The organism is Nocardia sp. XZ_19_231, from assembly GCF_015355705.1.
Lineage (GTDB): Bacteria > Actinomycetota > Actinomycetes > Mycobacteriales > Mycobacteriaceae > Nocardia > Nocardia salmonicida.
This window is the reverse complement of the sequence record NZ_JACUZI010000001.1, coordinates 844,522-861,870: the sequence shown is the minus strand read 5'-3', so window position 1 is coordinate 861,870 and position 17,349 is coordinate 844,522. Positions and strand designations below refer to the sequence as shown.

The window sequence follows — 17,349 nt, the reverse complement described above, 5'->3', positions numbered from 1 at the left end:
CACTCATCGCTGCAACACCCAGCGATCCATGTTCCACCCGGTACCGGCCTGTGTCGGCCCGGCGATCCCGTTCTGCATCCCGTTACCGAAAGCGATGATGCGCGGCGTCGCGAACAACGGAATGCTCGGTAGCTGCGCCCACAATAGGTTCTCGGCTTCGGTCAGCAAATTCAGCGTCGCGGTCGAATTGGCCTCGCCCGCAAGCTGATCGGTGATCGCATCGTAGCGACCGTTAGCAAAGCCACCGAAATCGAGGCCGCTACCTGCCCGCAACGCGGCGAATGCGACAACACCCGCGCTCGATCCCGCGGGCCCCGGCACCGCACCGGTGCCGCCGAGTACCGCGTCGACGACGCCCTCGGGCAGTCTGAACGGAGTGAAGTCGGGCGCACCCGCGTCGACCACGGTGATCCCCGCCCCACGGCACGACTCGGCGATCATCGCCACGGTCTGCGCACGGCGAGCGTCGGGCCCCTGGTAACCGATCCGCACCGTCGGCTGTGCCGTGCCCGCGGAGGCCAAGGTCGCGGTGGCCGCCGGGATGTCGGCGCCACGATACCGATCGGCGCCCCCGATCACCGCCGGGTAGTACAGCGAATCCTGCTGTACCACATGGGCATTCAGAACGCCCGCGCCGAGTCCTTGCTTCGGCGGCACCTCCCCCGCCTTGCCGAGGGTGTCGAACAGCGCCTGCCGGGGCACGCACTGCGCGAATGCCCGGCGCACCTCCACCCGCGAGAACACCCCGCCGGTGGCGAGCACGAGTTGTTCGGCGCTGCGGCTCGCGACCGTCTGCTCGTCGAAACCGTCGAGCTTCAGATCCGCGACCGACCCGGCCCCGAGATCGACGACCCCGAGCGCGTTCTCCTTCGCCTTGGCGGCGAAGTCGGTGCCCTTGGGCCACACCACGATCCGCTTGGTCTCGGGCGCGTCACCCCACCACTTCTCATTGGCGACCAGCACCAGACCGTCCTTCGCGCCGAAGGATTCGATCCGATACGGCCCCGACGACGGGAACTTGGTCAGGTCGAGGCCCCCGGCCTTCACGGTCCAGCCGCTGTTCCAGAAATCGGCGATCCGGCCGATCACCGCACCGTCGCCGGTCTGCAGGACGTTCACCACGTTCGGCACGCCGACCGCCTGCGCCACCACATGCGCGGGCATCACCTCGGTCGCGGTGAACAGCGTCCGCCACGGCAGGTAGTGCTTGCCCGGCCGGAACACCACGGTGGCGTCCTTGGATCCCGGTTGGCAGTCGATCCGTTCGATCTCGTCGTAGCCCACGGTGCTCGCCGCGTCGAACAGCGGGACGGGCCCGCGATCGCCCGGGCGGGTGAACTTGCCCGAGCGCGCCGACCACGCCAGCACCAGGTCGTCGCAGGAGGTCTTCACCCCGTCGGAGTACACCCCGTCCGGATTGAGCCGGTACTGCACCGTCTGGGTCTCGCCCGGCACTTCCTTGGCCGTGCCGAAGTCGGTGTCGGCCACCTGCTGACCGTCGGGTCCGGTGTAGAAGAACCCGGTCAGCACGCGGCCGAACACCGCGGCGGCGCCACTGCTGGCGCCGAGCGTGCTCGCGCCGTTGTAGCTGGCGATCGAGGCGTCGACGGCGTACCCGATGGAGGGCACCTGGTTCTTCGCCGAGCAGCCGACCACCATAGAGGTTGTCACGGCCGCCGTGGCGAGGACGGTGATCAGTCGAATCGTGCTGCGTCGCATGATGAGACCCCCTGCTTGTCGGTCGTCAGTGCCTTCTCTGCTGACGCTTTCCGCTCGGACGCGAACCCGGCCGCGGCGCACCACTGTCGGTCGGTCGGGCGCCACGGGCCCCCGAGGCGCCGGCGCCCACCGGAACCCGGGTGCCCGCGCCGACACCGGCGCGCTTGTCCAGCACCTTCCTGGTGTGCGCGGCCACCGGACCCCAGCGTTCCTTGATCGAGACCAGCACCGGCACGGCGAGGAAGATCGAGGAGTAGGCGCCGACGATCATGCCGACCAGCTGCACCAGCGCGAGGTCCTTGAGCGTGCCGACCCCGAGCAGCCACACCGCGATCACCAGCATGCCGATGATCGGCAGGATGCCGATGATCGTGGTGCTGATCGAGCGCATCAGAGTCTGGTTGGCGGCCAGGTTGGCCTGTTCTGCGTAGGTGCGTTTGTTCAGGTGCAGCACGCCGCGGGTGTTCTCCTCGACCTTGTCGAAGACCACCACGTTGTCGTAGAGAACGTAACCCAGAATCGTGAGCAAGCCGATCACCGCGGCCGGTGTCACCTCGAACCCGACCAGCGAATAGATACCCGCCGTCACGAACAGGTTGAAGAACAGCGACACGATCGCCGCGATGGACATGTCCCGTTCGAAGCGGATGGCGATGTAGATCATCGTCAACAACACGAACACCGCCAGCGCGATCAACGCCTTCTGGGTGATCTGCCCGCCCCAGGTCTCGCTGATCTCGGCGATGCTGATGGCGTTGCGGCTCACCTGCCCGGACGAGTCCTTGGGCTGGAATTCGTCGTAGAGCGCGGTCTGGACCTGGTCGATCTGTTCCAGGTTGAGGGTTTCCGACCGCACCTGGATGGTGGCCGCGTCCCCGGAACCGACCTTCTGCACCGACACCGGTCCGTGGCCGAGCGCCTGCGAGTAGACGTCTTCCACCTCCTGGGTGGTAACGCCCTCGGCCGCGGGGATCTGGATGCGCGAGCCGCCCTCGAAGTCGATACCGAGGGTGAAACCGCGCACCCCGATGCTGAGCAGCGAGATGAGCAGCAGCACCGCCGACAGCGTGTAGAAGAACTTGCGCCTGCTGACGATGGGGAAGCCGCCGGTGCCGGTGTAGAGACGCTCGAAGAAGCCGTGCTTCGGGCCCTGTGTGGGCTCGTACTTGTCCAGGTTCACCGATTCCTCGGTGGGGTTGTCATTGCTCATCGTGACATCTCCTTCGACCTGGCCTGGCCGCGTTCCCTGGCGATCTGCTGAACCGAGCCGAGTCCGTTCACCGACGGCTTGGCCCAGAACGGCGAGCGCGCGGCGAGCATCAGCAACGGTGCGGTGACCAGGTACAGCACGATCACGTCGAGGACTGTGGTGACACCGAGAGTGAAGGCGAAGCCCTTCACCTGACCGGCGGCGAGCAGGTACAGCACGACCGAGGCGATCAAGCTGACCGTCTTACCGGACAGGTTGGTGCGCTGAGCTCGCTGCCAACCGCGTGGCACCGCCGAGCGGAAGCTGCGGCCTTCGCGCATCTCGTCCTTGATGCGTTCGAAGAACACCACGAACGAGTCGGCCGTCAAACCGATACCGATGATCAGACCCGCGATACCCGCGAGGTCGAGGGTGAAGCCGATCCACCGCCCGAGCAGCACGATGATGCCGTAAACCGCGATACCGGCCGCGATCAGCGAGAACCCGGCCAGCAGGCCGAGCATCCGGTACACGAGCAGGCAGTACAGCAACACCGCGATCAGGCCGACGGCGCCGGCCAGCAGACCCGCCTTCAGCGAGGACAGACCCAGCGTCGCCGAGACCGTCTCCGCTTCGGAGGTCTGGAACGACAGCGGCAGCGAACCGTACTTCAGCGTGTTGGCGAGCTCGTCCGCGCTGTCGGCGGTGAAGCTGCCCGAGATCGAGGTACGACCACCCAGCTGCGGGCCCTGCTGCACCTGCGGCGCGCTGACGACCTTCGAGTCGAGCACGAACGCGACTCGCTTGTTGACGTACTCACCGGTCAGCTTCGACCAGGCATCGGCGCCCGCGGACTTGAACTCGAGGTTCACCTCGTGCCGGGCCTGCTGGGAGTTCAGGCCGGAGGTCGCGTCGGCGATCTCCTGGCCGTCGATGCGGCTCGGGCCGAGCAGGAACACCTCGGTGCCGTCCTGCGAGCAGGTGACCAGGGGAAGGGCCGGGTCGTCGTTACCGGTCAGCGGGTCGGGCTTGGTGCAGTCCATGGCCGCCACGGCGACCTGCTGAACCTGCTGATCGGTGCTCTGGCGCAGTGCCTTGGCGTCGGCGATCTCCTTGGCCTGCTGCTGCTGGGTGGTGAGCCCACCGGGCGGCGGCGTCGGCGTCGGCGGTGCCTGCGCGGGGAACACCCGCGACTGCGGAGCCGGGGTCGTCGCACCCTCGGCGGGCGGGGTCACGTCTTCGGCGGGCGCGGTCGACTCGCCGGGCACGGGTGCCGGAGTCTCCGTGGCCGCGGGGGGCGCGGTGCCACCCGGTGGCGCGGTGCCGGTCGCGGGCGGAGCCGCGCCGCCTGCCTGCGGCTCGGTCGCGAACAGCACCGGGCGGATGTAGAGCTTGGCGGTGGTGGCCAGCGCGCGTGCCTGCTGGCTGTCCTCGCCGGGCACCGTGATGACCAGGTTGTCACCGTCGATGACCACCTCGGAGCCGGAGACGCCGAGACCGTTGACACGGCTCTCGATGATCTCCTGCGCCTTCTTCAGGCTGTCCTGGCTCGGCTTGTTGCCGTCGGGGGTACGCGCGGTCAACGTGACGCGGGTACCGCCCTGCAGGTCGATGCCGAGCTTGGCCGACGGGGAATGGTCACCGGTGAAGAACACCAGCGCGTAGATCACGGCCAGAAGCGCGGCGTAGACGCCGAGCAACCGGAACGGATGCGCCGATCCTTGGGAAGGTGGCACAGCAGGTCATCTCCTAGGCGGGAAGTCGAGGCTGAATCGGTAGGCACAACGGTGCCCGGCCCGGAACGCAGTACGCGCCCGGGCGGGAAAAGGGACTGGTCAGTCCTTGGTCAGCCGGGTCTCGGTCTGTTCCACGGCTTCCTCGGCGGGGGCGTCGGTGACCTCGGCGGTCTCCTCGACCGTCTGCTCATCGGCGCGCACCTCGCGGATCGCCTGGCGCAGCCACGTGGTGACCACATCCTCGGCGATCTCCAGGTCGATGGTGTTCTCGTCGAGATCGACGATGGTGCCGTACAGACCCGAGGTGGTGACGACAGCGTCACCGACCTTCAAGGCCTCCTGCATCGTCGAGACCTTCTCGGCCTCCCGCTTCTGTTTGCGGATACCGAAGAACATCGGCACGAGCAGGGCCAGGATCAGCAGCGGAAACAGGAAGTCCATCGTCGAAGTCAGTCCCTAGTCAGTGGTGGACGTGCAAGTACGCCTGACAGTCTGCCAGTTCCCCGCCGCGGCGACACACCGGACACCGACGCGCGCGTGAAACAGCTCACGCGATGCTGCCGTAGGTGTAGTCGTCGAGCGGGAAGGTGACCGCCTCGCGGTGCGCCGCGGCGGTGCTGGTCGGGCGCAGCAGCGCCGCTTCACCGTGCTGGTTGAAGTAGTAGCTGCGCGCGGTGGCGCAGTCGCCGCCGTAGAACACCGAGGAACCCAGCTTGGCGGTCATCCGGTCGAGGAATTCGGTATTGGCATCCTCGGTGACCTCGAAGGTCTGCTCGCCGCGACGGAACAGCTCGGTGAACAACCTGCCCATGTGCTTCATCTGAGCCTCGATGGTGGTGAAGTACGACAGCCCGCTGTAGGAGTAGGGGCTGTTGAGGCTCAAGAAGTTGGGGAACTTGGGCACGGTGATGCCCTCGTAGGCCTGAAAACGGTTGTCGCGCCAGAACTTCCCGAGGTTCACGCCGTCGCGCCCGACGATCTCGATCGCCGGGAAGTTCACGTCCCAGAGATTGAAGCCGGTCGCGAGCAGCAGCGTGTCGATCTCGGTCTTGTGGCCGTCGGCGGTGACGATGCCGTCGGGCTCCACATGGTCGATCGAGTTCGTCTCCAGCCGCACGTGCGGCTGGTTGAACGTCTTGAAGTACTGATTGGAAAACGTCGGGCGCTTGCAGCCGAAGTCGTAGTGCGGGGTGAGCTTCTGCCTGGTCTCCGGATCGCGGACCTGCGCGAACAGATGGGCCTTCGCCATCGCGGCCGCCGCCCGGTTCAACGGTTTGGCCTGCTTGTAGTGCAGCACGCCGACGACCATCAGCGCCTCCAGCATGCCGGTGTTGACCAGCCGTGCCGCCTTCTGCGTGAGCGGAACCCGGTCGAACAGTTCCCGCACCACCCCCGGAATCGGGGCGTCGACCTTGGGCACCACCCAGATCGGGGTCCGCTGGAACACGGTCAGTGCGTCGACCTTCTTCGCGACCTCCGGCACCAACTGCACCGCGGTGGCGCCGGTGCCGATGATGGCGGCCTTGCGGCCGGTCAGGTCGTAATCGGCGTCCCAGTCGGTGGTGTGGATGATCTTGCCCGCGAAGGTCTCGATGCCGGGAAACGGGGGAGTGTAGGGCTGGGAGAGGAACCCCGTCGCCGCGAGCAGATAGCGCGCGGTCAGCGTCTCGCCGCCGGCGATCGTGACCACCCACTGCTGGTTCTCCGCGTCCCAACGCGCACCGTCGACGACGGTTCCGAACCGCATCCGCCTGCGTAGATCGTATTTGTCGGCCACGTGCTCGGCGTATCTCTTCAGCTCGGCGCCGGGCGCGAAGAGCCGGGTCCAGCGCGGGTTCGGCTCGAAGGAATAGGAGTAGGTCACCGAGGCGATGTCGACGGCCAGACCCGGATACCTGTTCACGTGCCAGGTGCCACCCAGATCGTCCTCACGTTCCAGGATGACGAAATCGCGCAGCCCGAGCCGGTCGAGTTCGATACCCGCGCCGATGCCACCGAAACCCGCTCCGACCACGACCGCGTCGAACTGAGGAACCACGTCGAACCTCCACACTGAGATTTGAGAATGACATGTCATTCTGGTTACGTCGACTGTAACATCGTCAATGTGACGAAGCCACCCTCGCGAATCGACCAGCGCAAAGCCGAATTGCGCAGGGAGATCATCGATACCGCGTTCGACTGCTTCGCCGAGAAGGGCTATCACGCCACCGGAATCGCCGATATCGCCACGCGTCTCGGCATCGGGCACGGCACCTTCTACCGCTATTTCGCGAACAAGCGCGACATCATCGACCATGTCATCGACGAGGTGAGCGGGCGCATCTTCGGCGCGCTCGACAAGAACATGGAGCCCGAGAGCGCCGCCACCATCGAGGAATACGCCGCGCTGATCGATCGGATCGGCGACTCGCTGACCCGCGTGCTGCTAGACGATCCGCGCACGGCGCACCTGCTGCTGTTCCACGCCACCGGTATCGACGAGGAACTCACCGCGCGGGTGTACGGCTTGGTCGACGCCACCGAGATCCTCATGACGCGCTACCTCGAACACGGTGTGCGCGTCGGTTACCTCCGCGCCGATATCGACACCGCCAATACCGCCAAGGCGGCATTGGGCATGATCGTCGCCGGGCTCGTCGCGGGCATGCGAACCCCTGATCCGGCATCGATGTCGGTGTACAGTCACGCCGTGCGGCGGCTTTTCATCGATGGCGTGCGCGCCGCTGCCCGATAACGAAAAGCCGTGGGATAGAAGGGCAATCCTGAGACAATGACCGCTGTGACGCCCGACGATGTGAGCCGCACCCACTTCGCCATGCCGACTCTGGGGCACCGCGGCTACCACGCAGACGAGGTCGACGCCTTCCTGGAACAGGTGTCGGCCACCCTCGACGGGCAGGGCGCGCTCACCGCCGACGACATCCGCCACGTGCACTTCGGCGCACCGCGTTTCGGCGGTCGCGGATATCAGGCCGACCAGGTCGACGACTTCCTCGACCGCGTGCGGACCGAGCTCGAACACCGTCAGAAGGGTGGCCCGCCCGTGCCGGCGGCGCGCGCAGGCGACGATGTCGCCGAGATGCTCACCCCCGACGACGTGCACCGCATGCGTTTCACCCAGTCCGCCGTCGGCAGGCGCGGCTACCACGAGGAAGAGGTCGACGCCTTCCTCGATCTGGTCGCGGCGACCCTGGCCCACAACGGCCCCGGCAGTCTCACCACCTCCGATGTGCGCGGCGTCCGCTTCAACGACACCCGTCTCGGCACCCGCGGCTATGCCCGCGAAGAAGTAGACGCCTTCATCGACCTGGTGATCACCGCTCTGGAGCACCCCGAACGCCGTCAATAGTTATGGCGGCTGGCGCCGCTGGGTTTCGGCCTGGGAACCTTGATCTTCCCTCCCTCCGGGCACTCCTTCGTCGCACCCTCCGGTCAGTCCAGATCAAGGCGGCCGAAACCCCCAGCGGCGAACCCGCCCGTTCCTACCCTTGGATGCTGTGGAGTTCGGCTTCGCGCAGGTCGTCGGGGAAGACGTAGCGGCGGAAGGCCCAGAAGCGGAACGCCATGGCCAGCAGGACGCCCAGGATCTGTCCCGAGATGAAGTTGGCGACCATCTGCACCGTCGGATCCACGTGCGGCACACGCAGATTCAGCGCATAGAGCGATATGGCCTGCGGGATCATGGTGACCACGATGCCCAGCGCGCTGACGGCGAAGAACAGGGCCGCTTCGTGGCTACGCTGCCTGCCGCCGCGCGCGCGGAACGACCACTCGCGATTGAGGATGTAGGAGGCGATGGTCGCGATCAGCGCGCCGAGCAGGCGCGCGGTGAGCGGCTTGTCCCCGAGCACGGTCAGTTTCACCGCGTACACGACCCCGGTGTCGATGAACCAGGTGATCGCGCCGACCACGGCGAATTTCAGAAGTTCCCGATGCTTCATCAGCAGGGAACGCAACGGCTCGGGGAGTCGTTGCACCACTTCTAGGACTGCCACCGAATCGACAGTAGACGACGTTGCGGCGCGATGCCCGTCCGGAGGCGGGGTATTTCAGTCCAAGCCCTCGACACTCGGTTGCGGTTCGCGCCCACGCACTTCGATGGCGCCGATGACCAGGTCGGGCGGTGGCACCAAGCCCAGATGTTCCCAGGCCCCCGCGGTCGCGACCCGGCCACGGGGTGTGCGGGCGACGAGCCCGGCGCGAACGAGGAACGGTTCGCAGACCTCTTCCACGGTGGCCGCTTCCTCGCCGACTGCCACGGCCAGGGTCGACACACCCACCGGTCCCCCACCGAAGCCACGCACGAGCGCGCCGAGGACAGCGCGGTCGAGCCGGTCGAGGCCGAGCGCGTCGACGTCGTAGACCTCGAGCGCCGCCATCACGATCGGGTGGGTGATGAACCCGTCCGCTCTGACCTCGGCGTAGTCGCGGACCCGGCGCAGCAGCCGGTTGGCGATCCGTGGGGTACCGCGGGAGCGCCCGGCGACTTCGGCGGCCGCGTCCTGGTCGATGTGCACGCCGAGGATGCGGGCCGAGCGGGTGAGGATCTGCAACAGCTCGGCGGGGTCGTAGAAGTCCATGTGGCCGGTGAAGCCGAAGCGGTCGCGCAGCGGACCGGTGAGCGCGCCCGAGCGGGTGGTGGCGCCGACCAGGGTGAACGGGGCGATATCGAGGGGGATCGAGGTCGCGCCGGGGCCCTTGCCGACCACCACGTCGACGCGGAAGTCCTCCATCGCCAGGTACAGCATTTCCTCGGCCGGGCGCGCCATTCGGTGGATCTCGTCGATGAACAGGACATCGCCCTCGACCAGGTTGGACAGCATGGCGGCGAGGTCGCCCGCGCGTTCCAGGGCCGGTCCCGAGGTGATGCGAAGGGCGGTGCCGAGTTCGCCCGCGATGATCATCGCCATGCTGGTCTTACCGAGGCCGGGTGGTCCCGACAGCAGGACGTGGTCGGGGGTGGCGCCGCGCTGGCGGGCGCCACGCAGCACGAGTGCGAGCTGTTCGCGCACGCGGGGCTGGCCGATGAACTCGTCGAGCGAGGTCGGACGCAGGCCGGTTTCGGCTTCGCCGTCGGTGCTGAGATACCGGGCGGTGAGGTCGGATTCGTCGGTCTCGTCGATGTCGTCGTCGAACACGGTCTACCTGTTCTTGCCGAGCAGGCCGAGAGCCGCGCGCAATGCCACCGAGGTGGTGGCGGTCGGCTGGTCGGCGAGGACGGTGTCGACGGCCTGTTCGGCCTGCTTCGCGGGGAACCCGAGACCGACCAGCGCTTCGGAAACCTGTTCGCGCACAGGGGTACTCGGTGTTTCCGCGCCGGGCGGCCCGGTGGGAACAGCCACCTGATTCACCTTGTCGCGCAGCTCGACGACCATCCGCTCGGCGCCACGTTTGCCGATGCCGGGGACCCGGGTCAGGGCGGAGACGTTGCTCTCGGCGAGCGCTTTTCGCAGCGCCTCGGGTTCGAGCACGGCGAGCACCGCCATCGCCAGGCGGGGGCCGACGCCGGAGACGGTCTGCAGCAGCCCGAACAGTTCGCGCGCTTCGGTGTCGGCGAACCCGAACAGGGTCATCGAGTCCTCGCGCACGATCATCGCCGTGTAGAGACGGGTCTGTTCGCCACGGGTGAGCCCGGCGAGGGTGGCCGGGGTGGCATTGAGGCGGTACCCGACGCCCGCGGCCTCGATCACCACGTGATCGAGCGCGATCTCGAGTACCTCGCCGCGTACCGACGCGATCACCCGCGCACCACCTTCCGTTGTTCGGCGAGCCGTTGTTCGTAGCGGCGGCGGACCTCCTCCGCCTGCGCCTGCGCGGCCGCCATCCGGTCCATCAGCGGCGCCCGCCAACAATGACAGATCGCCAGCGCGAGCGCGTCGGCGGCATCCGCCGGTTTCGGTGCGACCTGCAATCCGAGAATCCGCGTCACCATGGCGGTCACCTGCGCTTTGTCCGCCGTACCGTTCCCGGTGACAGCGGCTTTCACCTCGCTGGGCGTATGGAAGGCCACCCGGATCCCGCGCCGCGCCGCGGCCAGCGCGATCACCCCACCGGCCTGCGCTGTCCCCATCGCGGTACGCACATTGTGCTGAGCGAATACCCGCTCGATCGCGACGGCTTCGGGCCGATGGGTATCCATCCACTCCTCGGCGGCATCGGCGACAGCCATCAACCGCAATGCCAGCTCGGCGTCCGGCGGCGTCCGCACCACCCCCACATCGAGGGCGACCACCTTCCGGCCAGGTCCGCTGTCCACCATGCTGAGCCCGCACCGGGTAAGCCCCGGATCGACGCCCATCACCCGCACCGGCCACCCCTTCGAAGACACGAACAGTTGTTCGAAAGTCTAGAGCATCCGCAGGTTCGGACCGACCAACGACACGATCTCACGCCGGTCGCGGCGACAGCCCGAGCAGCGCGGGATCGCGGGCGTGCTCGGCCCAGACCCGCGCCGGATCCGCGACCAACTTGCGCGTGCGTAAGTCGAGCAGGCCGCTCACATAGGACACCGTCGCGGCAACCTCACCGTCGCCCCTGGTGAGGGTGTGCTCCACCCGATAGGTCTTGCCCTGCCCCCACTCCCACCGGCAGTCGACCTCGACGGTGTCGTTCGCGCGCAACTCCCGCAGATAGCGAACGTTCAACTCGAGATTGACCGGCCCCACCCCCGCCGCGAGGAAATCCGGCACCGAGACCCCCGCCTCGGTCACGCAGGCGAACCGCGCGTGGTCGGCGAACTGCTGATACGCCGAGCCGGTGACATGCAGTTGCGGGTCGAGATCGGACACCCGAATCGGGATCCGAACCCGAAACGGCACACTGGTTTCCGTCATGCCCGCGAGTGTGCCACCGGGGTCCGACACATTCGCGGGCTCTGGGACCGGCGACTACGGCGTGCTCTTCAGCCCGATCGCCGGGTCGATGAACCTGTTGGTGACGATCGCGTCGGCGGCGAGGCCGTCGGGAACCTCGACTCCACGCTTGCGCAGGATCGGGGTGACGGCACTGATCACCCGGTCGACGCGGGCGGTGTCGAAATCACCGAGGCTGTTGTCGGGGCCGTTGCCGACGATCTTCTGGGCGAGCTGGACTTTCACCGAGTCGGTGTTGCCGCCCGCCGTCATCGGCGGACCGTCGGGAATCGTCTGGGCGATGCGCAGCAGCGCCGCGTTGACCGGTTCCGGATCGCTGATGTAGTCGATCTGGGCCTGCTGCAGCATCGGCACCAGCTTGCTCAGGCAAGGGCCGAGTTTTTCCATCTCCCCGGTGCGCACCGACCAGGCGTGCGGGTAGATCTCGTAGCCGGACTCGTGGATCAGCAGCGATTTCACCGGCTTGAGCCACCCCTTCACGTCGTGTTCCCACCGGTAGGGCTCGTTGGAGACGTAGCCCTGCTGCATCACCCTGCCGCGTTCGGCGACGAACCGGCTCGGGGTGCCGTCGAAGGAGGCATCGGCCTGATCGGGTTTCACGTCGCCGTGGGCGATCAGATAGTCCATGAACAGTTTGCCCTCGCTGTAGACGACGGGTGCGCCCGATGCGGGAACGTCCTTCCATGACGCGATCTGCGGGTAGGTCGCCGGGTCGAACAGGACGATCTGTGGATTGACGTCGAGCGAGGCGAACACTCCGGTCACGGGGAATTTCGACTGTGCCCGCACCGCGTCGTCGGTCGGCACGAAACCGAGGGTGATGCTCTGGTCCTGATACATCTGCGCGGGCACCGGCTGGCCACCGAGGAACGGACCACCGAGGCGCACTTCGATATTCACCCCGGTGTCTCCGAGCGGGCCGGAGTAGGCGCCCTTCTTCACGTCGACCGTGCCGTCCGGTCCGACCAGCTGATAGGCCGCGGCCCGCTCCGGCGTGGCGAACCAGTCCGTCTGGATGACCACGGTCGACGGGCAGACACCCGCCAGGACACCCTGACCGGTGGGGCCGGGCACCGAGGTCGCGCTGTTGCAGGCGGTCAGCACTGTGGCGCCGGCGAATACGGCCGTGGCGAGGAGAGATTTGCGCACCGGAAATCCTTCGTGGTCGAGCGAATGTCGGAGTGGGACAGGGGAAGTGAGCTACTTGCCGCGACGTAGTCCGTGCGCGCGGTCCACGCGCCCGGCCAGGAAGTCGAAGAACCAGAACAGGATCAGGCCGACCAGCGAGGACATCAGCAGCGCGGTGAGTAATTCCTCGGTCGCGAGTTGCTGGCGGTAGACATCGATCATCCGGCCGATGCCGGGTTCGCCCTGGCGGAAGAAGAAGTCGGCCACGATGGAGCCGATGATGGCCAGGCCGCCGGAGATCTTGAAGCCGGAGATCATCGCCGGAAGGGCCGTGGGCAGTTGCAGTTTCACCAATCGCTGCCACCGCGAGGCGCCGTGCAGAGTGAACAGGTCGTGCTCGGCGGGCGCCACCGATTTGAGGCCGAACAGCGTATTGGTGATCACCGGGAACAGCGCCACCATCACGCAGACGATCACCCGGCTGGAGAACTCGTAGCCGAACCAGAACCCGAACAGCGGCACCACCGCGAGGATCGGAATCGTCTGCAGCACCACCGCGTACGGATACAGCGAGTATTCGGCCCAGCGTGCCTGGCTCATGACCACCGCGAAACCGACGCCGAGCGCGATCGCGATCACCAGCCCGACAAGCGCGACCTGCACCGTCGACCACAGCGCGGTCAGGATCGTCGACCGCGCCAGCGGATCGAGCAGCCCCTTGCCGATCACCTGTTCCGGCGCGGGCAGCAGGAACCGGGACTCCTCGGCCAGCAGTTGGTGGCTGACCAGCGACCAGAGTCCGAGGACGGCGACGAACACCAGGATCGGGGCGATGACACGGACCGGGGCGATCCGGAAAGGCCAGCGGTACTTCGGTGTCGCCGCCGATTCCGCGACGGCTCCCCCGGCGATGGCGACGGTGGTCATGCGGCGGTCTCCTGTCCACGCAGCGCTGCCGACACCTCGGCGCAGAGGCGGGCGAATTCGGGGGTGTAGCGCAGCTCCGGGGTGCGCGGGAAGTCGAACGGGACCGGAATGTCGGCGGCTACCCGGCCCGGCTGACCGGTGAGCACAACCACTCGCGTGGACAGGAACACCGCCTCCATCACCGAGTGGGTGACGAACACTCCGGCGAACCCGTCGCGGCGGAACAGGGTGCTCACCTCCTCGTTCAGCCGCTGGCGGGTGATCTCGTCCAGCGCGCCGAACGGCTCGTCGAACAGGAACAGCTCCGGCCGCGACGTGAGGGCGCGCGCGATGGAGGCGCGCATCCGCATGCCGCCGGACAGCTGGGCGGGTTTGTGCTTCTCGAACCCCGCCAGCCCGACCCGTTCGATGGCGTCCGCGGCGGCGGCGCGACGGGTGGTCTTGTCGACACCTTCCAACTCGCCGGGTAGTTCCACGTTCTGCCGCACCGATCGCCATGGCAGCAGGGTGGATTCCTGGAAGACGTAGCCGAGACGGCGGGTGCCGATCCCGACCGTGCCCGCCGTGGGTTTCTCGAATCCTGCGGCCAGGCGGAGCAGGGTCGATTTGCCGCAGCCGGAGGGCCCGACCAGCGAGACGAATTCGCCACTGCGAACGGCGATGTCGATGTCGGCGACGGCGGTGGTGCCGTTGCCGAAGGTCAACGTCACGTGATCGAAGGACAGGGCGGGGCCGGGCTCGTCGCGTTCAGCAGTCGTATACGAGTCCCGGCCCGATAGTGCGGGGGCGGTGGAAACCGTGGCGCTCATGCACTATTTCTAGTGGCATACCATTGCCGCCAGCAGTCGCCGCGATTACGCCCCTGTTTCGTATACGATCACTTCAGCTCTGCGGAACACCCGCCCGCGACACGATCCGGCCGCGCTTCACCACGAGCTGCCGGATGGGCAGTCGCACCACCGCGGCGGCGGGCGTCTCGGCCTCCACCACGAACAGATCGGCGGGTGCGCCGACCGCGAGGCCGTAGTCGTCGAGGCCGAGAATCCTCGCGCCGCCATAGGTTCCCGCGACGAGCGCGAGTTCGATCTCCGCGTCGGCGACAAGGCGGTCACGGTAGGCGACGGTGTTGACGCGGCGCAGCATGTCGCCGTCGCCGTAGGGCGTCCACAGGTCACGGATGCCGTCGTTGCCCAGCGCGAGGGTGGCGCCCGCCTCGTGCATCACACGGACGGGAACGACCGCCGCCTCACCGACCGCGCAGGTCACCATGGCGACACCGGCCTCGGCGAGCGCGTCGGCGATGCGACGCTGTTCGTCGTCGGATTGCTGGCCCATCGCGTAGGCGTGGCTGATGGTGACCCGGCCCGCAAGCCCTGTCGCCTTCGTGCGTTCGATGATCAGGCCGAACTCCCAGGCGCCCATGGCGCCACCGTCGTGCAGGTGGATATCGACCTTGGCGCCGAACTTGTCGGCGAGATCGAAGATCACATCGAGCTGGCCGACCGGATCGTTGTCGTAGCCCGCCGGATCCAAGCCTCCGACGACCTCGACGCCGTCGGCCAGCGCCGCCGCCATCAATTCGGCGGTGCCGGGGCGCGTGATCAGCCCGCCCTGCGGGAAGGCGACCAGTTCCACCTCGACCCGCCCCGCGTGGCGTTCGGCGGCGGCCCGTACCTGCTCGACGCCCCGCAACCCGATGTCGGGATCGATGTCGACGTGGCTGCGCACGTGGGAAGTGCCGTATCCGACCATGGCGCCCAGCAGGTTCGCGGCGTATTCAGCGTTCGGAATACCGAGTTCGGCGCGGCGGCGTTCCCCGTTGGCGATTCGCCCGGCCAGCGTTCGCCCGCCCGAGTTGGCCACCCACGGCGCGCTGTACAAGGTCTTGTCCAGGTGACAGTGGGTTTCCACCAGACCGGGCAGCACCAGCGCGCCACCCAGGTCGATGATCTCGGCGTCAGGAGCGCGGAGCCCGGTGCCGATCGCGGCGATCCGGCCGTCGACGAGATGGAGGTCAGCGAGTTCCGGTGTGGCGCCGGGCGTCCACGGTCGGCCACCGCGCAGGAGTAGGTCGGTCATCAGAGGTCCTTTCGGTCGCGGGGTGTGGCGGTCGTGCGGATGCTTGCGGTCAGCCGGTGATCAACATGGCGGACCCGGCGCCGACGCCGAAGACGATCACCACGGTCCTAAAGACGGCGGGTCGCAGGCGGTCAGCGAACTTCGCGCCGAGGACACCGCCGAGCAGACAGGCCGGTGCGAGGATCGCGACGACGAGCCAGTCCACCGGTCCGAACAGTGCGACGGCCACCATGGCGGTGGTCGAAACAGTCAGTGTGAGCAAGCTTTTCAGCCCGTTGAGCAATTGTGCGGAGGCATCGAGGCCGAGCGCGAGAGCGGTCAGCAGCACGATGCCCATGCCGCCGTTGAAGTAGGCACCGTAGACACTGCCGGCGAAAACCCCCAGGTAAAGGGTGGTGCGCGAATCCGGATGGCGGGCGCCGAGAGTGCGTGAGAGCCAGGGTTGCGCGGCGAACACCGCGGTCGCCCCGAGGACGAGGAACGGCACCAGCGCGGCGAACACCTCAGGTGGCGCGGCGAGCAGCGCGAGCACACCGAGCCCGGCACCGGCGACGCTGATCACGACGAGCCGCGGCAACAGCGCGCGGTAGTCCTCGGCGCGCTTGCGCAGTGCCGCCGCACCACCCAGGTAGCCCGGCCAGACCGCGACCGAATTGGTGACAGTGGCGGTCACCGGGGGCAAGCCGAGTGCGAGTAGCGCGGGGAACGAGAGCAGGCTGCCGCCGCCCGCGATGGCGTTGCAGAAGCCTGCGCCGAGTCCTGCGGCCAGCAGCAGCGCTAGATGCACGGGGTCCATGAAATCCTTCCGACAGAGCGTCGTGCGATCGTATACGAGAGTTGTCACGCGTTCGCGCCGAGCGATATCGGGGCAGAACCCCCGCCCGAATGCCGTAGATTTGGAGCAATTCCTCCGAAAGCTGGGCGCCGGTTGGTAGAAACGACCGGCGCCCGGCTCCGCCATTCGACCGTTGGGGGCGACGTGAGCAGCACCGTCCGACGCATGACACCGCAGCAGGTGTGCCGCGCGATCCGCGACGACATCATTCGTGGCGAGTTCCGGTCCGGCCAGCGCCTCACCGAGGACACCTTGGCCGAGCGGTACGGCGTCTCCCGTGTCCCGGTCCGCGAGGCGCTGCGCACCCTCGAAGCCGAGGGATTCGCCTGGTCACGCCCCTATTCGGGGACTTTCGTCGCCGAGCTCACCGAGGCGGAGGCCGCCGATCTGCTCGAGATCAGGGCGCTACTGGAACCGATGTGCGCCGGTCGCGCCGCGGTCCGCCGAACCCCCGAGCAACTGGGACGACTCAAGGAACTCACCTCGCTGGGCCAGGAAGCGGTGCGCGACGGCAGACTCGGTGAGCTCGCTCGGCTCAACAGCCGCTTCCACGAGGTGCTGGCCGAGGCGTCGGGCAGCGCGCTACTCAGCCAGCTGATCACCCAGCTGAGCTGGAAGATCGCCTGGGTGTACGCGGTCGAACTCCCCCGGCGCGCCGAGGATTCCTGGCACGAGCACGAGCAGATCTGCGCGGCACTGGAGGCGCAGGATCCCGACCGAGCGAGCACGGTGGTTGCCGAGCACATCGCCCACGCCACCTCGGCCTATCGCCTGCGACCCCGCGGCGACGCCGAGGCTCCACCCGAGCCCGCTTCCTCGCCTGTACCTACGCCCTAGCCGCCTCGCCCGCGCCTGTGCGTC

General features: G+C 67.6%; 18 protein-coding genes. 3 read left to right on the top strand and 15 right to left on the bottom strand.

Going from position 1 to position 17,349, the window contains the following annotated elements; genetic code table 11:
• Positions 1–3 precede the first annotated feature (3 nt).
• The 5 genes from IBJ82_RS03790 to IBJ82_RS03770 form a co-directional block, all read right to left on the bottom strand.
• Positions 4–1,719 carry an ABC transporter substrate-binding protein gene (locus tag IBJ82_RS03790; protein WP_194824521.1) on the bottom strand — a complete coding sequence of 572 codons (1,716 nt, stop codon included), beginning with the start codon at positions 1,717–1,719 and terminating at the stop codon, positions 4–6.
• A 25-nt stretch (positions 1,720–1,744) separates the two neighbouring features.
• A complete protein-coding gene (gene secF / locus IBJ82_RS03785; RefSeq protein ID WP_194824520.1) occupies positions 1,745–2,929 on the bottom strand; it encodes a protein translocase subunit SecF in 1,185 nt (394 codons plus the stop codon).
• Positions 2,926–4,644 carry a protein translocase subunit SecD gene (secD, locus tag IBJ82_RS03780; protein ID WP_194824519.1) on the bottom strand — a complete coding sequence of 573 codons (1,719 nt, stop codon included), beginning with the start codon at positions 4,642–4,644 and terminating at the stop codon, positions 2,926–2,928. The genes secF and secD overlap by 4 nt, the downstream gene beginning before the upstream one ends.
• A 99-nt stretch (positions 4,645–4,743) precedes the next feature.
• Complete coding sequence (gene yajC / locus IBJ82_RS03775; protein ID WP_194824518.1) at positions 4,744–5,085, bottom strand: preprotein translocase subunit YajC; 342 nt, start codon at positions 5,083–5,085, stop codon at positions 4,744–4,746.
• A 106-nt stretch (positions 5,086–5,191) separates the two neighbouring features.
• On the bottom strand, positions 5,192–6,682 hold the full coding sequence (locus IBJ82_RS03770) for an NAD(P)/FAD-dependent oxidoreductase (RefSeq protein WP_194824517.1): 1,491 nt from the start codon (positions 6,680–6,682) through the stop codon (positions 5,192–5,194).
• Positions 6,683–6,751: 69 nt separating this feature from the next.
• Here IBJ82_RS03770 and IBJ82_RS03765 point away from each other — a divergent pair, with 69 nt between their 5' ends.
• Positions 6,752–7,381, top strand: a complete 630-nt coding sequence (locus tag IBJ82_RS03765) for a TetR/AcrR family transcriptional regulator (RefSeq protein ID WP_370585132.1) — start codon at positions 6,752–6,754, stop codon at positions 7,379–7,381.
• A gap of 36 nt (positions 7,382–7,417) precedes the next feature.
• Positions 7,418–7,996 carry a DivIVA domain-containing protein gene (locus IBJ82_RS35175; RefSeq protein ID WP_194824515.1) on the top strand — a complete coding sequence of 193 codons (579 nt, stop codon included), beginning with the start codon at positions 7,418–7,420 and terminating at the stop codon, positions 7,994–7,996.
• Positions 7,997–8,129: 133 nt separating this feature from the next.
• Here IBJ82_RS35175 and IBJ82_RS03755 read toward each other — a convergent pair whose 3' ends face one another.
• The 10 genes from IBJ82_RS03755 to IBJ82_RS03710 form a co-directional block, all read right to left on the bottom strand.
• Positions 8,130–8,642 (bottom strand): GtrA family protein, encoded by a 513-nt coding sequence (locus IBJ82_RS03755; protein WP_235569310.1) that lies wholly within the window; start codon positions 8,640–8,642, stop codon positions 8,130–8,132.
• 54 nt (positions 8,643–8,696) lie between these two features.
• Positions 8,697–9,785 (bottom strand): Holliday junction branch migration DNA helicase RuvB, encoded by a 1,089-nt coding sequence (gene ruvB, locus IBJ82_RS03750; RefSeq protein ID WP_370585131.1) that lies wholly within the window; start codon positions 9,783–9,785, stop codon positions 8,697–8,699.
• A 3-nt stretch (positions 9,786–9,788) separates the two neighbouring features.
• Positions 9,789–10,388: a Holliday junction branch migration protein RuvA gene (ruvA, locus tag IBJ82_RS03745; RefSeq protein ID WP_194824514.1), complete on the bottom strand. Its 600-nt coding sequence runs from the start codon at positions 10,386–10,388 to the stop codon at positions 9,789–9,791.
• Complete coding sequence (gene ruvC / locus IBJ82_RS03740; protein ID WP_194825156.1) at positions 10,385–10,954, bottom strand: crossover junction endodeoxyribonuclease RuvC; 570 nt, start codon at positions 10,952–10,954, stop codon at positions 10,385–10,387. The genes ruvA and ruvC overlap by 4 nt, the downstream gene beginning before the upstream one ends.
• Positions 10,955–11,033: 79 nt before the next feature.
• Entirely contained in the window at positions 11,034–11,480 is a 447-nt protein-coding gene (locus tag IBJ82_RS03735) for a thioesterase family protein (protein ID WP_194824513.1), read from the bottom strand.
• Positions 11,481–11,534: 54 nt separating this feature from the next.
• Positions 11,535–12,668 (bottom strand): ABC transporter substrate-binding protein, encoded by a 1,134-nt coding sequence (locus IBJ82_RS03730; RefSeq protein ID WP_194824512.1) that lies wholly within the window; start codon positions 12,666–12,668, stop codon positions 11,535–11,537.
• Between the two features lie 51 nt (positions 12,669–12,719).
• Positions 12,720–13,574: an ABC transporter permease gene (locus IBJ82_RS03725; RefSeq protein ID WP_194824511.1), complete on the bottom strand. Its 855-nt coding sequence runs from the start codon at positions 13,572–13,574 to the stop codon at positions 12,720–12,722.
• Complete coding sequence (locus IBJ82_RS03720) at positions 13,571–14,383, bottom strand: ABC transporter ATP-binding protein (RefSeq protein WP_194824510.1); 813 nt, start codon at positions 14,381–14,383, stop codon at positions 13,571–13,573. The genes IBJ82_RS03725 and IBJ82_RS03720 overlap by 4 nt, the downstream gene beginning before the upstream one ends.
• A gap of 73 nt (positions 14,384–14,456) precedes the next feature.
• The gene (locus tag IBJ82_RS03715) at positions 14,457–15,653 is read right to left on the bottom strand and encodes an amidohydrolase (protein ID WP_194824509.1); all 1,197 of its coding nucleotides are present in this window, start codon (positions 15,651–15,653) and stop codon (positions 14,457–14,459) included.
• Between the two features lie 49 nt (positions 15,654–15,702).
• Positions 15,703–16,449, bottom strand: coding sequence for a sulfite exporter TauE/SafE family protein (locus tag IBJ82_RS03710; protein ID WP_194824508.1), 747 nt, complete (start codon positions 16,447–16,449; stop codon positions 15,703–15,705).
• 204 nt (positions 16,450–16,653) lie between these two features.
• Between IBJ82_RS03710 and IBJ82_RS03705 the strand changes: the two genes are divergently transcribed.
• Positions 16,654–17,325, top strand: a complete 672-nt coding sequence (locus IBJ82_RS03705; protein WP_194824507.1) for a GntR family transcriptional regulator — start codon at positions 16,654–16,656, stop codon at positions 17,323–17,325.
• Positions 17,326–17,349: the final 24 nt, after the last annotated feature.